The following is a 16835-nucleotide window of genomic DNA, read 5'->3' as shown; positions in this document are numbered from 1 at the left end:
TGGCGGATGCGCCGCCAGATAAAGTTTCATACGGGGCAGCCCCCATCATCAGAACCAGCACCGGGGGTCCACATCAGCACGCTAACTGCCGCGCCACAGCACCCTGCCGGCCCTTACCGGGTACGCCGGCTGCGCGTAGTTGGGGCGCTCCTTGCCACACTGCTGGTTGCCCTCGTGGCAGTGGTGTTGCCTGCAGGGTCAGCCCAGGCCGCGCGGAGTTTTCCTGAAGAGGGAAAGCCGCTGCTGGGCGCCGTCCTTGAATGGGGTGAGGACTCCGCCGCCGGTTTCGCCGACCGGCTGGGTGCTTCGCCGGCTATTTTTGGCCACGACATAGCGTTTCCCTACCGCTCATCAGAGCAAAACGACATCGAGGGATTCCTGGAACAGTCCTCCCGGCAGGGTGCCCACGCGATGCTCACAGTGAAGCCCACGATGCCGCTGGACCAGATCGACGCCGCGGCTGCGAGGCCCTTCGCCGAAAGGGTGCTGGAGCTTGCGTCCAGTTTCAAAGGACAGCTGCTGGTCCGGTTCGCCCCGGACATGAACGCAAGCTGGGTTGAGTGGGGCCAGCAGCCGGCTGCCTACCGGGGGGCATTCAAGGCTGTGACAGCGGCGTTCCGGGAGGTCGACGGCGGTGGGGGCGTTGTGATGGTCTGGGAACCGTACCTGGGCACGGATTATCCGTTCGACCGGAACCGGAACGCGCCCGCACAGGGAAGTGATGGGTTCGCGCTGCTTGATACCAACGGCGACGGCGCCTGGAACGGCTCGGACGCAGCTTACGGACCCTACTATCCCGGGGACGATGCGGTGGATTGGGTTGGCCTGACCGCCTTCCACGACGACACCGCCGGTGGTGCTGCCGTCAACACAGTTCCCCGCGCCGGCCAACTGCGGGAAATGCTCACGGCCTCCGGCGGTGAAAACTTCTACGCCAGCTATGCAGAGGGAAGGGACAAGCCGTTCCTCCTGCACACCTCCGCGTTCTACAGCCCGGCCTCCGGCGGCGCATCCGAAGCGGCCATCAAGGCCGCTTGGTGGGACCAGGTGGTGGGGACGGCCACCGCTGCCGGGTTCCGCATGACAGGCGCGGTGGTGTGGGACGAGCGGACCAGTACGCGGGACACCGGAGTGGCAAGCATCGACTGGCGGCTCACCGGAAACCCGGGCATCGCCAACGCCGCCCTGGGCACATTGGAAGCGTCCCCCATCGTCGCAGGCCCGGTCACCGAGGTCAGCTCCGGCAGCAGCACGTACGTCCGGGCAAACACCCTTACGGGGGCCGTTGCCGGGACCGTGGGCGCGGCGCTCCTCATCCTCCTGGTTGCCCTGTGGCAGATTCCCCGCCGGGTCAATGCCGCTACGGCATGGGGATATTCAGACCCGTCCAGCAGGGATGCGCGCGTGGATATGCTGCGCGGCCTGGCCATTGTCTTTGTTGTGGTCAACCACTTGGGCATGACCTCGCTGTTCCAGCTGCTCACGCAGGAGGCGGTGGGCTTTGTTTCGGGTGCCGAGCTGTTCGTCCTCTTCTCCGGACTGGTGGTCGGCATGGTGTACGGGCCCAGGGCCAAGGATGACTTCGGAACGGTGGTTGAACTAACCTCCCGGCGGGCCGGCAAGCTTTACCTGACGGCACTGATAGTCCTCATTGGCGTCTTCCTGGTCTCATTGCTGCCGATCTTCCGGACTGACCCCCTCACCACCTTTGTGGACCAGGGAACGGGCGGGGCAGGGCACGACGGCGCCGGCCGTACCTATGACCTTTATGCCGGCATGGAATCCCTGTTCCAGTTCCCGGTGCCGCCGCAGGTGCTCCCTGCCATCCTGCTGCTGCAGTTCGGACCCTGGCAGTTCAACGTGATGGGCCTTTACGTGGTGCTGCTCCTTGCCAGCCCGCTGATCCTGGCTGCGCTCAACCGCATGAAGGCAATCTGGGTGCTGGCCGGAACCCTTGCGGTCTACGCCGTGGGAGCTGCCACGAGGATCCGGCTCCTGCCCTCACAGTTCGAGGACTCGTTCCCGCTGCTCGTGTGGCAGGTGCTGTTCGTGATCGGACTCGTCGCCGGCTACCATCGGCGCAGCATCGTCGCCTGGTTGGCGGGACAGACCTGGCTGGTGGCCGCGTGCACCGCCGTCGCACTCCTGTTCGCGTTTCTCTCGTGGGGCAACCCCTACCTGGCGAACGGCTTCGATGTCCGCCTCGCCGTCATCCCGGACGCCGTGTACCGGAGCATGTACGACTTATTCTTTGGCCGCACGTATCTGGCGCCGGGCCGGCTTCTTAACGTCCTGGTCCTGGTGGTGGCGGCCTACGCCTTCCTCACCGCATACTGGAAACCCGTGCAGCGCGCACTCGGCTGGTTCCTGATTCCGCTGGGCGGCGCCACCCTCTATGTGTTCATCATGCACCTGGTGCTGATTGCCGTGGTGGCCAATATTCCAGCACTGCAGCAGGAGAACGTGCTGCTCAATACCGCCGCATATGCCGTAGTGCTGGGGCTCCTGTGGGTCATGGTCCGGACCAGGTTCCTCTTCCGGATTATTCCCACATAGCGCATTCGCGGGAGTTTCCTGCACCATCCGGGAAGCGTTTACTTCGTGGAAATATGAACGCTACAACACCGACATTGTCACAGCATTTGACGAAACATTTCCCCCATACGATCACCGCGTAACACTCCGGTGAAAGGGAAAAAATGACAGATGCGACTCGCAGGAACTTCCTCCGCTACGTGGGCATGGTGGGAGGAGCCGGGGTGATGTACGAGACCATGGCCGCGATGGGCCTGGCTCCCGATACGGCCGCTCCTGCCTATGCTGCGCCCCGGGCCAATGACCTGCAGGGCAAGGGGAAGAGTGTCGTCATCCTGGGCGGCGGCATCGCCGGCCTGACGACCGCTTATGAGTTGGGCAAGGCGGGCTACAAAGTCACCATCCTTGAGGCCCGGATGCGGCCGGGCGGACGCAACTGGACGGTGCGTGGGGGAACCGAGGAAACGGACCTCCTCGGAGTTACCCAGCGGGCGACGTTCTCCAAGGACCAGTACATGAATGCCGGCCCCGGCCGCATTCCCCAGCACCACATCACCCTGGACTACTGCAAGGAACTGGGGGTGGCGATCGAGCCGTTCACCAACCAGAATGCTGACGGATATCTGTTCCGGGAGGGCAACACCAAGCTCTCCAACACCCCTGTGCGCCACCGCGCCGCCAAAGCCGATGTCTACGGTTACGTCTCCGAACTCCTCGCCAAAGCCACAGACCAGGGTGCCCTGGACAGCTACATGAGCGCAGCGGATAAGGAGAACCTGATCACCTTCCTGCGGAATTTCGGCGCCATCGGCGGCAAGGTTCCCGGCAATGCGGCGGCAAGCTTCAAGTACACCGGCACGGGCCGCAAGGGCTACTCCGTGGCTCCGGGCGCCGGGCTGGAAGCGGGAACACCCCTGGCGCCGGATGCCCTTTCGGATGTTTTTGCCAGCGGCGTCGGCAACTATTTCTCCTTCGAATTCGGCTGGGACCAGGCCATGATGATGTTCCAGCCCGTGGGCGGCATGGACCGCATCCCGTACGCGTTCGAAGCCACCATTGGCAAGGACAAGTTCATTTACGGGGCCCAGGTCCTGTCCATGAACAACACCGCCGCCGGGGTAGCGGTGGAGTACACCAACCCGGGCGGCCAGGCCAAGAAGATCGAAGCGGACTTTGCCGTCTGCACCCTGCCGCCGCACATCGCCGCCAAGGTTCCGGGCAACCTCCCCACAGACGTGCTCGATGCCCTGAAATTCGCAAGCCCCACCGACGCCGGCAAGATCGGCATCGAATACTCGCGCCGCTGGTGGGAGGAAGACCACCGCATTTACGGCGGCATCACCAATACCAATATCGATCTCGGCAACATGTGGTACCCGTCCACCGGCTTCCACGGGCAGCGCGGCACCATGGTGGGGTACTACAACACCGGCGCCAGCGCCCGCGTGTACAAGGAACTCAGCCCGGAGAAGCGCCTGAGCCGCGCCCTGGACCAGGGTGCCAGGATCCACGGCGACGTTTACCGCAAGGATGTCGCGGCGTCGTTCTCGGTTGACTGGGGGAACACGGCCTTTTCCGAAGGCGCCTGGGTGGGCTGGGCGTCGCAGGCGGACGCCAAATACGCCAAGCTGCTGGAACCGTCCGGCAACATCTACTTCGCCGGCGACCACCTGAGCCACGCCATCGCCTGGCAGCACGGCGCCATGACCTCCGCCAGGGCCGCCGTCACCGCCCTGCACACCCGGGCGGCAGCAATGGTGGCTGGATGAAGCCCCTCCCTGCTCCCGCCATAACTCAAGCCAAACACCGAAAGAAGCCCATGCTCCGTCGCAAACTTTCCCTCATCGCCGCCGGTATCGCCGGAATCAGCCTCACCGCTACCGCAGCCTTCGCCGCACCAGCGGTCTTCAAGGACCTCACCGATCCCAAGCCCGGAACTACGGTTTCCAGCCTTCCCGCCGGACAGGACAATCCGATGATTGCCAGCGGCGTGGCAATTGGTGCGAACACTCCCATTTACAAGACCAGCGGCTTGGGGCCGTCCGCGCTTAACACCGCGGCCCCCGCCGGCAGTGAGCAGCGCTACGTGGACACCGCAGTCTTCCCCGGCGGGGTCCTCCCGCCCGGTGTCACCATCACCGAGGCGCAGGGAATCAACGCCCTCCGCAGGATTGGCGAAAACCTTGCCCAGGCTGGATTGGATTACGACGACGTCATCACCATGCGCGTCTTCCTCCAGAACCCCGCCGGTGCAGAAAAAGCCGACTTCGACGGCTGGAACCGTGCGTACCGGCAGTATTTCGCCAACACCAGCCTGTCCGACGGTTCCGCGTTCAAGGTTCCGCTGGGTTCGGCTGCTCCCGCCGAACCCTTCGTCGTCAATGCTGCCCGGCCCTCAAGGTTTGCCCTTGAGATCGAGAACCTGCCCGTGAACGGGTGGCTCGTCGAGGTGGAAGTAGACGCCGCCTACCCGGCTCCAGGAGGTAAATAGGGAAAAGGCGTGGACCGCGGCCCTGACGGGCTGCGGTCCACGCCTTTTTCGTGTTCGCGGCTTCCTAAACGAGCCCGGGGTAGCTCGCCAGGATATAGTCTGCGGCGGCCGGGCCCTTCATCCTCAGGCCGTTGCAGCCGGGAGTGAGGCGATGCTTCATGGCGTCCCAGAAGGCGGACTCCCGGCCCGGCGCCTGCTTATTGATGAAGCACCAGCTGGTGTACAGGCCGTAAAGGCGGTCATCGTCGAGGCTGTGGTCGTCGGCCCGGTCAAACTGGGTGGCTTCCTGGAGGAAAATATCGAACTGCGAATGTGCCATGACGGCGTCCCTTCGCTACGTGCGTGGTTGCCGCCGTTCGGCTACAGCAGCGTTAACATCCGAGCCTGCACAAGGCCGTGGTGTTTTGATCGATTCCTGGGGGAAACGACGGTTCAAGGCGGCGTCAACACCTCATCTACAATGTAGACTTTAGCCGTAGACTGCAAATACGGCAAGCGTCTGGAGTTACTTCCGGGCAGCGCTTGCTGCCGGCTCCAGAATGGAAAACTCATGTCCTCGCCCAAGAGCTCAGGCACGAAAGGCCGCGACCGCAAAGAGAAGCTGAGCCGTGATCTGGTGCTCACTAAAGCTTTGGAAGTTGTGGACGCGGAGGGCTTGGAGGCCCTTACCATGCGGCGCCTGGGGCAGGAGCTGGAGCGAGACCCCATGAGCCTGTACCGCTATGCGGAGAACCGGGCGGCGCTTCTGGATGGCGTCTCGGAGCTGGTGCTCAATGAGCTGCCCATCCACCCCGAGGACCCCGACTGGAAGGCCCAGCTCCGGCTCATCGCGCACAATTTGCGGCGGCTCGCGCTCCAGCACCCCAATGTTGTACCGCTGCTGGTGACCAGGCCGCTTTCCACGCCACTGGGGCTACGGCCCCTGGGCACACTGCGCCCGCTGGAGCAGATTCTCTCCTTGCTCATTGGCGCTGGCTTCAGCCCAGCCGACGCCCTCCACGTTTACCGCGCCTACTACGGGTTCCTCTATGGCCACATTTTGAATGAGCTGCAGGAATTCGTTGTGGACCCGGAAGAGAACGAAGTGCTGCTCCGGCTGGGACTGCACCGGCTGCCATCAAAAGAGTTTCCCCGGCTCCGTGCACTGGCCCCGGCGCTCGCTGACTATGACGGCGAGCGAGAACTGGACCAAGGCATAACCATCCTGCTGTCGGGCCTCGAAGCGCAGCTGACCCTCGAACCTCACGCTTCTTCCGCCTAACTGGCGGGAGTGCCGCGGGCAGCCCCTCGAAGGAAGCCCGCCGGCGGTCAGCAGTGCGGGTGTTCCAGACGTCCGGCCAGTTCACCTTGAAGCGGCGGCCGGTTATGTGCTGACAACCTGATGTAGTGGGCTTTCTCGCCCGCTGCCAGGGTTCCAGGCCCAGGCCGTCCACGGCATCCTTGTCCGCCTGGTCCTCGATGACCTCAGTGTCCTTGACCGGGAAGATCCCCGGATGGCCGTCCACCACCAGGCCAAGGCGGCCCAGGGTGTCCTGCTATTCGATGCCCGCGAACAGCTCGTTCAGCTCCGCGGTGAGCTCCTTCTGCACCGAGGGCATGCCCACCTCGTTGCCGTCAATGCGGTTCACCGGCGCAAGCATGCGCACGCTCGAAATCAGCCAGACCGCATCGGCGTCCAGCAGGTCCTGGGGCTCCAGCGGGCCGTACCCCAGTTCCCAGCCGGCCGCTTTGGCCGCAGCGAACAACGCACCTTGAGAGGTGCCGGCCAGGATGCCGCTGTCCAGCTGCGGCGTGATCAGGCGCTTGACGGAGGCGCCGTCGTCGGACGTTTCCACGTGCGCCATCAGCACGGTGGACGTGGGGCCCTCCAGGACCCGGCCGTCGGAGGAGATGAAGATGACGTCGTCCGCGCCCTGCTTGTGGGCGTGGCGCAGGGCTGCCATGTTGACAGCGTAGGAGAGCGTTTTCGCGCCGAGCAGCAGCCATGGGGCGCGCTCGGCAACGTCGCTGTCGTAGCCGCGGTCCAGGAGGATGACGTCGATGCCGGCCTCGCGCTGGCGGCGCCCGGCCGCCCCGACAGGGGAAACCTGGACCCAGGAGGTGGGGGCAGAGGCGCCCTCCACACCACGGGTCACCACGAGCTTGACCACTAGTTCGTTATCGGCCCCGGGGGCGGGCGGATGCTGGGCGAGGTGTTCGGACACGGCGGTGGCGACTGCACGGCGCCACTCCGCCTCGCCGGGAATGGCGAGGTCCAGCGCCACCGCGGAACCCGCCAGGCGGTCCAGGTGGGCCTGGATCTTCCGTACGCTGCCGTCCACTGCGAGCATCGTCTCGAAGATCCCGTCGCCCCGGGTGGCGCCCTGGTCCGTCACCAGCAGCTGGGGCTTGGTCGCATCGGCCAGCCGGCCGTCCGGGAAGGAGGGGTCGAGGAATACGAGAACCACGGAAGCTGGAGAGGTCATGGCTCCAGCTTAGTGCGGCGTCCCGCGGATAAGCTGGGCAGAGTGCCCCGGCTGGAAACCGTCCGCCGGCAGCCCGTCTCCCGGGGGTTATTCGCGTGTTGTGGCCATTTTCGCTTGCCGGTTCCGCTCCGACGTGGATCGTGGTGCTGCTGGGTGTCGCCGATCTGGTGATCAGGGTGCTGGCCGTGGGCATCATCCCCGGCAACCGGCGGCCCACGACGGCGATGGCCTGGTTGTTGGGCATATTCTTTGTCCCGTTTGTGGGCCTCATCCTTTTCCTGCTGTTCGGCAACTTCCAGCTTTCGAAGCGGCGCCGGGATCAGCAGCAGCTGGTCAACGAGAGGGTACGCGCCGGGATCTCGTCCCTGGCGGACGTGGAAAGCGACTACCCGGGCCCGGAATGGGTGACGTCGGCCGCGGAATTGAACCGGAGGCTGGGTTCGCTCCCCATGGTGGATGGCAACTCCGTGGACCTCATCCCGGGCTATCCGGACTCCATCCTGCAGATGACGGAGGCGGTGCGGAAGGCGAAGCAGTTCGTTAATGCCGAGTTCTACATCATGAGCACAGACCACATCACTGATGACCTGTTGACCGCCCTGGAGGAAGCGGCCGAGCGCGGAGTGGAAGTCCGGGTGTTGTTCGACCACATCGGCACCCTGCGGGTCAAGGGTTACAAAGACCTGTTGAAGCGGCTCAGGGCCGGCAAGATCCAGTGGAAGCGGATGCTCCCGCTCCTGCCCATTCACGGCCAGTGGCGCCGACCCGACCTGCGGAACCACCGCAAGATCATGGTGATCGACGGCGAAATCGCCTTCACCGGCTCCCAGAACCTGATCGAGCCCTCCTACAACAACCCGCGGCACCGCAAGGCCGGCCGGGAGTGGGTGGAGCTGATGGCCCGCCTCCATGGGCCGATCGTCACCACCCTGAACGTCGTCTTCGCCACCGACTGGCTGAGCGAAACCGACGAGTCCCTGGAACACCAGCTGCAGCTCCCGTCCAACCCGCATCCCGGGAACGTCACCGCGCAGGTGGTGCCGAGCGGCCCCGGGTTCATCACCGAAAACAACCTGCGGCTCTTCAACACCCTCATCTACTCCGCGCAGCACCGGATCTCCATCTGCAGCCCGTACTTCGTCCCGGACGATTCGCTGCTCTATGCCATCACGACCGCTGCTCAGCGCGGCGTGGACGTGGAGTTGTTCGTCTCCGAAAAGGGAGACCAGTTCCTGGTCCATCACGCCCAGCGTTCCTACTACGAGGCGCTGCTGGAGGCGGGCGTCCGGATCTACCTGTACAAAGCCCCGTTTGTGCTCCACGCCAAGCACTTCACCATCGACGACGAAGTGGCGGTCCTCGGCTCCAGCAACATGGACATGCGCTCCTTCTCGCTGAACCTGGAGGTGTCCGTGATGCTGCTGGGAGCCGACATCGTCACCAAGATGCGCGCTGTGGAAGACACGTACCGCGACATTTCGCACGAGCTCAAGCTGTCCGACTGGCTTAGCCGCCCGCTGGCGGCACGCTATGTGGACAACGTGGCCAGGCTGACGGCGACCGTTCAGTAAGCCACCCAGGAGGCTTAGTCCTCCGGGAACTGGGCACCCAGCGTTGACAGGACCCCGAAGGCCTTGGTCCGGATCTCCTCGTACTCCTCGCCGGCGTTGGAATCGGCAGTGATGGCCCCGCCGACGCCGAGGGTCAGTTCCGCGGTTCCATCACTGGCGTCGCGGATCACCAGAGTCCGGATGGCGACGGCGAGGTCCGTCGCCCCGTTCAGTGAGAAGTACCCGACGGCGCCGGAGTACATGCCGCGTCCTTCGCCTTCCAGCCGATCCAGGATGGCCATAGTGCTGATTTTGGGCGCGCCGGTCATGGAGCCGGCCGGGAAGCAGGCTGCCACCGCCTCTGCCCGCGACGACCCACGCCGCAGTTGGGCGTCGATGGTGCTGACCATCTGGTGGACGGTGGCGTAGCTTTCGATGGCACAAAGCCTGCTCACGGTAACGGAGCCGGGGACCGCGAAATGGCTGAGGTCGTTCCGCAGCAAGTCAACGATCATGATGTTCTCGGCGCGGTCCTTGAGGGACGTTTCGAGCTCTGAGCGCAGCCGGGCGTCTTCCGCCGGATCAGAGGCACGGCGGCGGGTGCCCTTGATCGGCTCGGCCCGCATGCCGCCGTCGGACGCTATCTTCAGGAACCGCTCTGGCGAGGTGCTGGCAAGCGTGAGGCCCCCGAACCGGAGGTAGCTGGCAAAGGGTGCGGGGTTCCTGCGCCGCAGGGCGAGGTACGTCTGCCACGGGTCCAGCTCTGCGGCCGGAACCTTGGCCGAGAGTGTGGTGGTCAGGCACACTTCGTAGCTGTTTCCTTCGGCGATTTCGTGCTGCGCGGCGGCGATTTTTGCCTTGTATTCGGCGCCGGTATCCCGGCTGCTGAACGCTGGCGGATTTGAAAGTACGACGCCGCTGCTGCCGCCGGCGTTGGGGGTCCCCTCGGCATTTGGAGTAAGTGCGGAGGCAGTTTGGACGGCGGCCCGCGCGTCCCTGAACCACTCGTCCGCATCCGGAACGTCCAAGGCCAGGAGCCAGGCGGTACCTGCGGCGTGGTCCAGGACCACTGCCCTGCCAGCGAAGATCAGGGCGGCGTCCGGGCTGGGTGCTGCACGATCGGATCCGCCGGTTTCCCGCTTGAGTTCATAGCCCAGGCAGCCAACCCAGCCCAGCGCGAATTCCCCGGGGTAGCTGTCGGGAGTCTGGACCGTTGCGCCTCCCCACACGGTGTCCAGCCAGCGGAAGAAGGGCCCTTCAATGGTGGCGCTGGCGCAGCCCGCGCGGATCAGGCTGCGGCCGGAATGGTGCGTCACGTACTGGCCGGACAACCCGCCGTCGTCCGCCATGATGCTATAGCGGCTACGCTCCGCAGCTGAGTGCCCGGATCCGTGGGGCGGTGTCCCTGCCGCGCCCGTGTTGGAGGAGTCTAGCCAGACTGCGTTGGGTGAGCTGCCGTAGAGGGCGCTGAACAGTGCGGCGGCTTCCGGTCGCAGGTTGAGGCATTCGGCGCGGAGGCTCAGGTCGCGGCGGGCCGACAGTTCGGGGGAGAGGGCGGTGGCCAGCGCGGGAAGGTAGGGAAGGAGCCGGAGTACGTCGGCGGGGGCGGTACCGTCTGCGCGGTTCAGGACGTGTACGTCAGCGTGGCCGGGAACGTCGTCGCCGCGCAGCCACTGCTCTTCCTGTGCTGCCCATTGGTCCCAGAACGGTTCGTACGTACCGCCATCACGGTCCAGTGCCCGGGTCCGGCGTACGTCCTCGGGCGAGTCAGCCCAAATGACGGCACTGAGGAAGGGGCGCGCAGCGGCGGCAGCGGAACCCACACCTTCAACGATGATGATCTCGGCGGGCAGCGTGACGCGGACGTCGCCGTCGTAGTGTTTCTCCCAGTCCCAGCTAACCCAGGCAGCCGCCTCGCCCCGGCTCAAGGGTGCCAGCACGGTGGAGACGTAGCGGTCCACGCCGGTTATCAGCCCGTTCCAGCCCGGGTAGATGTCCTCGAGGTGGAACAGCGAGACCTTGTGGTGCGCCCGCAGCCGTGCAGCCAGTTCAACGGCGAGCGTTGTCTTTCCTGCGCCTGAGCGCCCGTCGACGGCGATGATGACGGGGGCAGGGCTCATGGATTAGAGCGTACCTTTATCCCCGCAGGGCTTTCATCAGTGCTGTAGCTGGGCGCTTTGGAGGACAGCGCCTTTGAGATAACCCACCAGCCCGGGCAGGGCGGCGTGGATCTGGTGCCAGACGGCGTCGAAATCTGCGTGCCCGCCGTACCAGGGGTCCTCGATGCCCTGGTCCAGCAGGTCTTTTTCTGCCAGCCGGGGATCAAAGCTCCGGAGCATACGGATCTTGTTCCGGGACTCATCGTCCGGCGCGGACTCGCTCAGCCATGCGTAGTGGTCGATGTCCAGTGCCAGGATCAGGTCCCGTTTACGGAACCATGCCGGTTGCCACTGCCGGGCGACGTGCTTGTCCGAGATGAGCTGCGTGGCATCCAAACGCCGTGCGGCCCGGGGGTCTATCGGGCGGCCTGCCTCATACCCCGTGGTGCCTGCGGAATCCACGGTTACCAGGCTGTCCAGCCCCTCGCGTTCCAGCGCCGCGGCGAGCATCAGCTCGGCCATGGGGGACCGGCAGATGTTCCCGGTGCAGACGGCGATAACTCGGTATGGGCTCGACGGTGAGTTCATTTACTAAGCATGCGTGCTAATGGCCATGTTGGCTAGCGGCAGGTTCATAAAGGTTGACTACGTTGTAAAGAAGCTGTGCTCTGCGGTCACATGACGCGACGGGAGCACTTGGAACGCCTAGACGGGTTAGTGGAGGAAAGCCAGCAGGATGCCCACGGCGACAAAGAGCACGCCAAACGACCGGTTCAGGACCAGTTGTCCTCGGCCGCTACGGGTAAAGCGCTCGAAGGACTTGGCTGCGGCCGCAAAGAAGAACCACATCACCAGGATGTCGATGGCGACGACTGTTGCCGCCAGTACTGCGTATTGGGCCAGGAGGGGCTGGTCCGGGCGGATGAACTGGGGCATAAACGCGAGGAAGAAGACGATTGCCTTCGGGTTCAACAAGTTCACCCAAAGGCCCCGCCGGAAGATGGACCAGGCTGGCTCGTTCTTCAAGCCCGCAATCTTTTCGTGTTCAAGGTCCGGCTTGCTAAGGAACTGCCTGATGCCCAGGTAGACAAGATATGCGGCTCCGGCGTAGCGGATGACGTTGAAGGCCACCGGCGAACCTGCCACCAGTACGCCCACACCCAGTGCCACAATCACGATGTGCACCACCAGCGCCAATTGCTGCCCCAGAATGCCCCAGATGGAGCGGCGGAAACCGGCGGTCAGGGAGTTGCTCATGGTGTTGATGGCTCCGGCGCCAGGGGTGAAGCTGATGAGGGCACCGGCGCCCGCCAGGGCGAGCCAAAGGGAGAATTGCACCCGCCAAGTTTAGTGGCAGTTCGGGGCAGGTACTCACTTGCTCACCTGCTTTTTGGGCTGCAGCTGCTCAACGTGGAATGCGACCACTGCAGCATTGTCCTTGGCAGGTTGCTGAGACCCATCAGCACCAGGTATAAGCCCGCTTTGCCTATGTGGACAACCTCCTACGCCCGGGCGATGACCTCGCCGTTGGGGATCAGGAACCAGCCGTCGTCGGTGGATCCCCAGCGGTGCCAGCCGGCGGAGATCCTGGCGAGGTCGGCGGGGTTGGCGAAACCATACTCCAGTGCCTGCTCTGCGAAAGCTGAGTGCAGCACGCGTTCGCCCCAGACGCGTGCTTGCCAGCGGCGCTGCTGCCCTGTGGCGTAGAGCCAGTTGCTGCTGGTGGGTGCGACGTCGGTGAAGCCGGCCGACTGCGCCCAGCTCACCAGCCGCCGCCCGGCGTCGGGCTCTGCACCGTTCCTGCGCGCGATCCGCTGGTACAGCTCCATCCACTCGTCCAGTTCAGGAATGGCAGGGTACCAGCTCATGCCGTGGAAGTCGGCGTCACGAACGGCAACGATGCCGCCCGGCTTTGCCACCCGTCGCATCTCCCGCAGCGCCTCCACGGGGTCGGTGAGGTGTTGAAGCACTTGGTGGGCGTGCACGACGTCGAATGTCTCGTTGTCGAAGTCGAGGTCGTAGATATTGCCCGCCACGAACTCCACGTTGGAAACCTCCCGCTCGGCGGCGAGGGCTTTGGCCTGGGCGATGATATCCGGTGAGCGGTCCAGGCCGGTAACTTTTCCGGGGTCGACCAGAACGGCGAAATCGCAGGTGATGCTGCCCGGGCCGCAGCCGACGTCGAGCACTTCAGAGCCGCGCGCGAGGTGCGGCAGGACAAATGCCGCGGAGTTCTCGGCTGTCCTGGCGGCATGGGCGCGGACCACGGACTCGTGGTGGCCGTGCGTGTAAACGTCGTCTTCGGGCTGCTGCGCACTCATAACCAAACGCTACCCCCAACCTACCTGGGCGTGCTGGACGATTCTTCCCGCGCGGCAACCGTGGCTTCCACCATGGCCGTCATAAAGCGGGTCACTGTTTCCAGTTCCTCCGCGCTGAAATTCGCCATGGCACTGCCCATTTGGCGCGAGAGGGGAGCGAAGATGGCACCGCCGTCCTGGAAGGCCTTGGGCGTCATGCGAAGGTGAACCTGCCGGCGGTCGGAGCTGTCCCGCTCGCGCACTACGTGTCCGGAGTTGTCCAGCCTGTCGATCAGGGCCGTGGTGGCGGGGGAACTCAGGTTCAGCTCCTTGCGCAGGAGCCCCGGCGTGACGGTACCGCCGTTTGCGGTGTGCCGCATGATGACCGCCAGCGCGTTCAGGTCCGTCCGGTGCATGTCCTTGCGGCCGCCGGCTGTGTCCACATAGCGGTTGGCCTCGAGGGTGAATTCCTGCAGGAGCCGTACCAAGGGGTGCGGCCCACCGGCCGCCGGAGGGCCGGGGGCAGCGGACGTCTCGTCGCCTGCCATGTCCGCCTCCAAGAATTTGTGCTCCATGCGGGCAAGTTTCCCCGCCTGAGGCGCCGACTGTGCCGCTTAACCGTACTGACGGATATTACTTCAGCTGGGCCTTTCCCCTCTTCTCCGTCTAAAAAGGAGAAAAAGCTAGGGAGCCACTTATCTCTATGATGGAGATACTCTAATATGGAATCAATTCTACTCCTGACAGCTGCCCGGAAGGCACCATGAAATCCCATTCCCACGCCAAGGAGCGCGTCCCGTTCTGGCTGCGCTGGCTCCTCCCCGTAATCCTCGTGTTGACCTGGCTGGCGCTCGCCGGGATCGGCGGACCTACCTTCGGCCGGCTCGAAGAGGTGTCCTCCAATGACCAGGCATCATTCCTCCCCGCCAGCGCCGAGGCCACTGCCGCGCAGGACTGGCAGGCGAAATTCCGGGAGTCTGATGAGGTCCCCGGCGTGATTGTCCTGGAAAGCGACGAAAGCCTCACCCCGGCCCAACTGGGCGGGGTCGCGTCCCTGCGGAGCGAGCTTGAAGGCCTGGAACTGGGCAGTACGGTGATTGGTCCAATTCCGTCGGAGGACGGCAGGGCGGTCCAGTTCATCGCCCCCGTCGACTCATCGGTCGAAATCAAGGAGGCTGTCCAGGAGTTGCGGGACACCGTTGCCGAGGCAGCGCCCGAGGGCATGCGAACCTATGTCACCGGTCCTGCCGGGCTGGCGGCAGATCTCACAGCGGCCTTTGCCGGCATCGACGGCATCCTCCTGCTGGTTGCCCTTGCAGCGGTCTTTGTGATCCTGCTGATTGTCTACCGCTCGCTGTTGCTGCCGATCATGGTGCTCCTGACCTCGGTCTTCGCCCTGTGTGCGGCCATCCTGCTGGTGTTCGGCATGGCGAAGGCCGGCTGGATCCAGCTCAACGGCCAAAGCCAAGGCATCCTGTCCATCCTGGTCATCGGCGCCGCCACGGACTACGCCCTCCTGTATGTGGCCAGGTTCCGGGAAGCCCTGACCCACACCACCAACCGCACCGCCGCCGTGCTGACCGCCTGGAAGGCCTCCTTCGAGCCCATTCTCGCGTCCGGCGCCACCGTGATCATCGCGCTGCTGTGCCTGCTCTTCTCGGACCTGAACTCCAACAAAGCCCTGGGTCCCGTGGCAGCTGCCGGCATCCTCTGCTCGCTGTTCTCGGCCCTGACCCTGCTGCCTGCCCTGATGGCACTCCTGGGCCGCGCCGCGTTCTGGCCCTTCCGCCCGAAACTTGCCCCGGCGGACGAGCGCGAGCCGGAGCTGATCACAGGACTGGAAGGCCAAAAGGGGCTGTGGCGCGCCACAGGCTCACTGGTCTCGCGGCGTCCCCGCATCGTCTGGGTTGCCTCGGTCCTGCTTCTGGTGGCCGGTTCCGCCGGCGTCCTACAGCTGAAGGCCAACGGGGTACCGCAGACTGACGTCATCCTTGCGGCGTCCAACGCCGTGGACGGCCAGGACGCCCTGGCGCGCCATTTCGACGCCGGCAGCGGCAGCCCCGCGGTTGTGGTGGTGGACCAGGGCAAGGCGGAGGAGGTGCTGGACACTGTGAAAGCGGGCGACGGCGTCGGCGAGGCCTACCTGTTGGCGCAGGGTTCCGTGCCCATCACCGGAGCCCCCGGCGCTCCCAGCGCTCCCGACGTCCGCGACGGCAAAGTGCTGATCAATGCCACGCTGAACTCCGCCGCGGATTCGCTCGAAGCGGAGGAGGCCGTAAAGGCCCTGCGTGAGGAGGTCAAGGCTGTGGACCCCGACGCGCTGGTGGGAGGGGTGACCGCCACGGCGCTGGATACCAACACCACTGCCCAGCGTGACCTCGTGATCATCATCCCGGTTGTCCTGGTGGTCATCCTCTTCATCCTGATGCTGCTGCTCCGGAGCGTGGTTGCACCGGTCCTACTGGTGCTCTCAGTGGTCCTCTCCTACGCGGCTGCCATGGGTGTCTCGGCCTTGGTGTTCAACAACATCCTGGGCTTCCCCGGCGCGGACGCCACTGTTCCCCTGTTCGGCTTTGTGTTCCTGGTAGCGCTCGGGGTGGACTACAACATCTTCCTCATGAGCCGCGTCAGGGAGGAATCGCTGAAGCACGGCACCCGGCCAGGCATCCTTCGCGGACTCGGCGTCACCGGTGGTGTGATCACCTCCGCCGGGGTGGTGCTGGCAGCCACGTTCGCCGCCCTGGGCGTCATTCCCATCATGTTCCTGGTGCAGCTGGCATTCATCGTCGCCTTCGGGGTGCTGCTGGATACCGTCCTGGTGCGCTCGCTGCTGGTGCCCGCCCTGGCGTACGACATCGGTCCGCGGATCTGGTGGCCGGGCAAGCTGGGCCGGCAGGACGCGGAGCAGCGCCCGGGCCAGGCTGAGGCCCTGTTGGCGGAAACGCCGGCTCGATAGACTGCCCCTGCGCCCGCATGGACGCGGAACTCAAAGGAGAGATGCACCATGACTGAGAACCAGGAATCCGCAGCGGAGCAGCCCCGCAGGGGAAACAGCGCCCCCGGACTGGAAGGCGAAGGCGGCCAGTATGTGGATGGGGACTACGGTGACGCCGGCACTGTAGGGGACCCTGCCGGGAACCTCGAGGACGGCGAATACCCGGACGGGGATTACGGGGATGCCGGTACCGCTGGAACCGGGCACGAAACTGACGCCGTCCGGGAAGGGCTTACCGACGGGCAGGTCAACACCACGGCTGAAGAGCGGGGGCCCCTTCACGGCGACCGGGACAGCGACAGGTAGCCCCGCAAGGCAAGCAGCCCGGCGGCGCCGTTCTCCAGCAGCGAAAGGGCGGCCGCCGTCGACTGCTGTTTAGGCCCGCCATCCCGCGGAACTC

14 protein-coding genes are annotated in these 16835 nt (G+C 65.0%); 7 read left to right on the top strand and 7 right to left on the bottom strand.

Annotated features, from left to right (window positions below; all coding sequences use genetic code 11):
* Positions 1-6: 6 nt before the first annotated feature.
* The 3 genes from opgC to AC5RUQ_RS14670 all read left to right on the top strand — a co-directional run bounded on the left by opgC (position 7) and on the right by AC5RUQ_RS14670 (position 5026).
* Positions 7-2556 carry an OpgC domain-containing protein gene (gene opgC / locus AC5RUQ_RS14680; protein ID WP_493948059.1) on the top strand — a complete coding sequence of 850 codons (2550 nt, stop codon included), beginning with the start codon at positions 7-9 and terminating at the stop codon, positions 2554-2556.
* A 143-nt stretch (positions 2557-2699) separates the two neighbouring features.
* Positions 2700-4304 (top strand): flavin monoamine oxidase family protein, encoded by a 1605-nt coding sequence (locus AC5RUQ_RS14675; protein ID WP_493948058.1) that lies wholly within the window; start codon positions 2700-2702, stop codon positions 4302-4304.
* 50 nt (positions 4305-4354) lie between these two features.
* Positions 4355-5026 carry a Rid family hydrolase gene (locus AC5RUQ_RS14670; protein ID WP_493948057.1) on the top strand — a complete coding sequence of 224 codons (672 nt, stop codon included), beginning with the start codon at positions 4355-4357 and terminating at the stop codon, positions 5024-5026.
* A 64-nt stretch (positions 5027-5090) separates the two neighbouring features.
* Here the strand turns inward: AC5RUQ_RS14670 and AC5RUQ_RS14665 are convergent, their stop codons facing one another.
* Entirely contained in the window at positions 5091-5345 is a 255-nt protein-coding gene (locus AC5RUQ_RS14665) for a hypothetical protein (RefSeq protein ID WP_493948056.1), read from the bottom strand.
* A gap of 231 nt (positions 5346-5576) precedes the next feature.
* Here AC5RUQ_RS14665 and AC5RUQ_RS14660 point away from each other — a divergent pair, with 231 nt between their 5' ends.
* A complete protein-coding gene (locus AC5RUQ_RS14660) occupies positions 5577-6287 on the top strand; it encodes a TetR/AcrR family transcriptional regulator C-terminal domain-containing protein (protein ID WP_493948055.1) in 711 nt (236 codons plus the stop codon).
* A 274-nt stretch (positions 6288-6561) separates the two neighbouring features.
* Here AC5RUQ_RS14660 and AC5RUQ_RS14655 read toward each other — a convergent pair whose 3' ends face one another.
* Complete coding sequence (locus AC5RUQ_RS14655) at positions 6562-7491, bottom strand: aminodeoxychorismate lyase (protein ID WP_493948054.1); 930 nt, start codon at positions 7489-7491, stop codon at positions 6562-6564.
* Positions 7492-7589: 98 nt separating this feature from the next.
* Between AC5RUQ_RS14655 and cls the strand changes: the two genes are divergently transcribed.
* Positions 7590-9062: a cardiolipin synthase gene (gene cls, locus AC5RUQ_RS14650; protein WP_493948148.1), complete on the top strand. Its 1473-nt coding sequence runs from the start codon at positions 7590-7592 to the stop codon at positions 9060-9062.
* Positions 9063-9076: 14 nt separating this feature from the next.
* Here the strand turns inward: cls and pabB are convergent, their stop codons facing one another.
* The 5 genes from pabB to AC5RUQ_RS14625 form a co-directional block, all read right to left on the bottom strand.
* Positions 9077-11161 carry an aminodeoxychorismate synthase component I gene (gene pabB, locus AC5RUQ_RS14645; RefSeq protein WP_493948053.1) on the bottom strand — a complete coding sequence of 695 codons (2085 nt, stop codon included), beginning with the start codon at positions 11159-11161 and terminating at the stop codon, positions 9077-9079.
* A gap of 36 nt (positions 11162-11197) precedes the next feature.
* Positions 11198-11728, bottom strand: a complete 531-nt coding sequence (locus tag AC5RUQ_RS14640; RefSeq protein WP_493948052.1) for a low molecular weight protein-tyrosine-phosphatase — start codon at positions 11726-11728, stop codon at positions 11198-11200.
* Between the two features lie 126 nt (positions 11729-11854).
* Positions 11855-12478, bottom strand: coding sequence for a LysE family transporter (locus tag AC5RUQ_RS14635; protein WP_493948051.1), 624 nt, complete (start codon positions 12476-12478; stop codon positions 11855-11857).
* Positions 12479-12642: 164 nt separating this feature from the next.
* Positions 12643-13461, bottom strand: coding sequence for a methyltransferase domain-containing protein (locus AC5RUQ_RS14630; protein ID WP_493948050.1), 819 nt, complete (start codon positions 13459-13461; stop codon positions 12643-12645).
* Positions 13462-13481: 20 nt separating this feature from the next.
* On the bottom strand, positions 13482-13988 hold the full coding sequence (locus AC5RUQ_RS14625; protein ID WP_493948147.1) for a MarR family winged helix-turn-helix transcriptional regulator: 507 nt from the start codon (positions 13986-13988) through the stop codon (positions 13482-13484).
* A gap of 215 nt (positions 13989-14203) precedes the next feature.
* Here AC5RUQ_RS14625 and AC5RUQ_RS14620 point away from each other — a divergent pair, with 215 nt between their 5' ends.
* Complete coding sequence (locus tag AC5RUQ_RS14620; protein WP_493948049.1) at positions 14204-16396, top strand: MMPL family transporter; 2193 nt, start codon at positions 14204-14206, stop codon at positions 16394-16396.
* A 48-nt stretch (positions 16397-16444) separates the two neighbouring features.
* The gene (locus AC5RUQ_RS14615) at positions 16445-16741 is read left to right on the top strand and encodes a hypothetical protein (RefSeq protein WP_493948048.1); all 297 of its coding nucleotides are present in this window, start codon (positions 16445-16447) and stop codon (positions 16739-16741) included.
* Positions 16742-16835: the final 94 nt, after the last annotated feature.

The sequence above is a fragment of the Arthrobacter sp. MDT2-3 genome (assembly GCF_059090465.1).
This window is presented reverse-complemented; position numbering and strand designations above follow the sequence as displayed.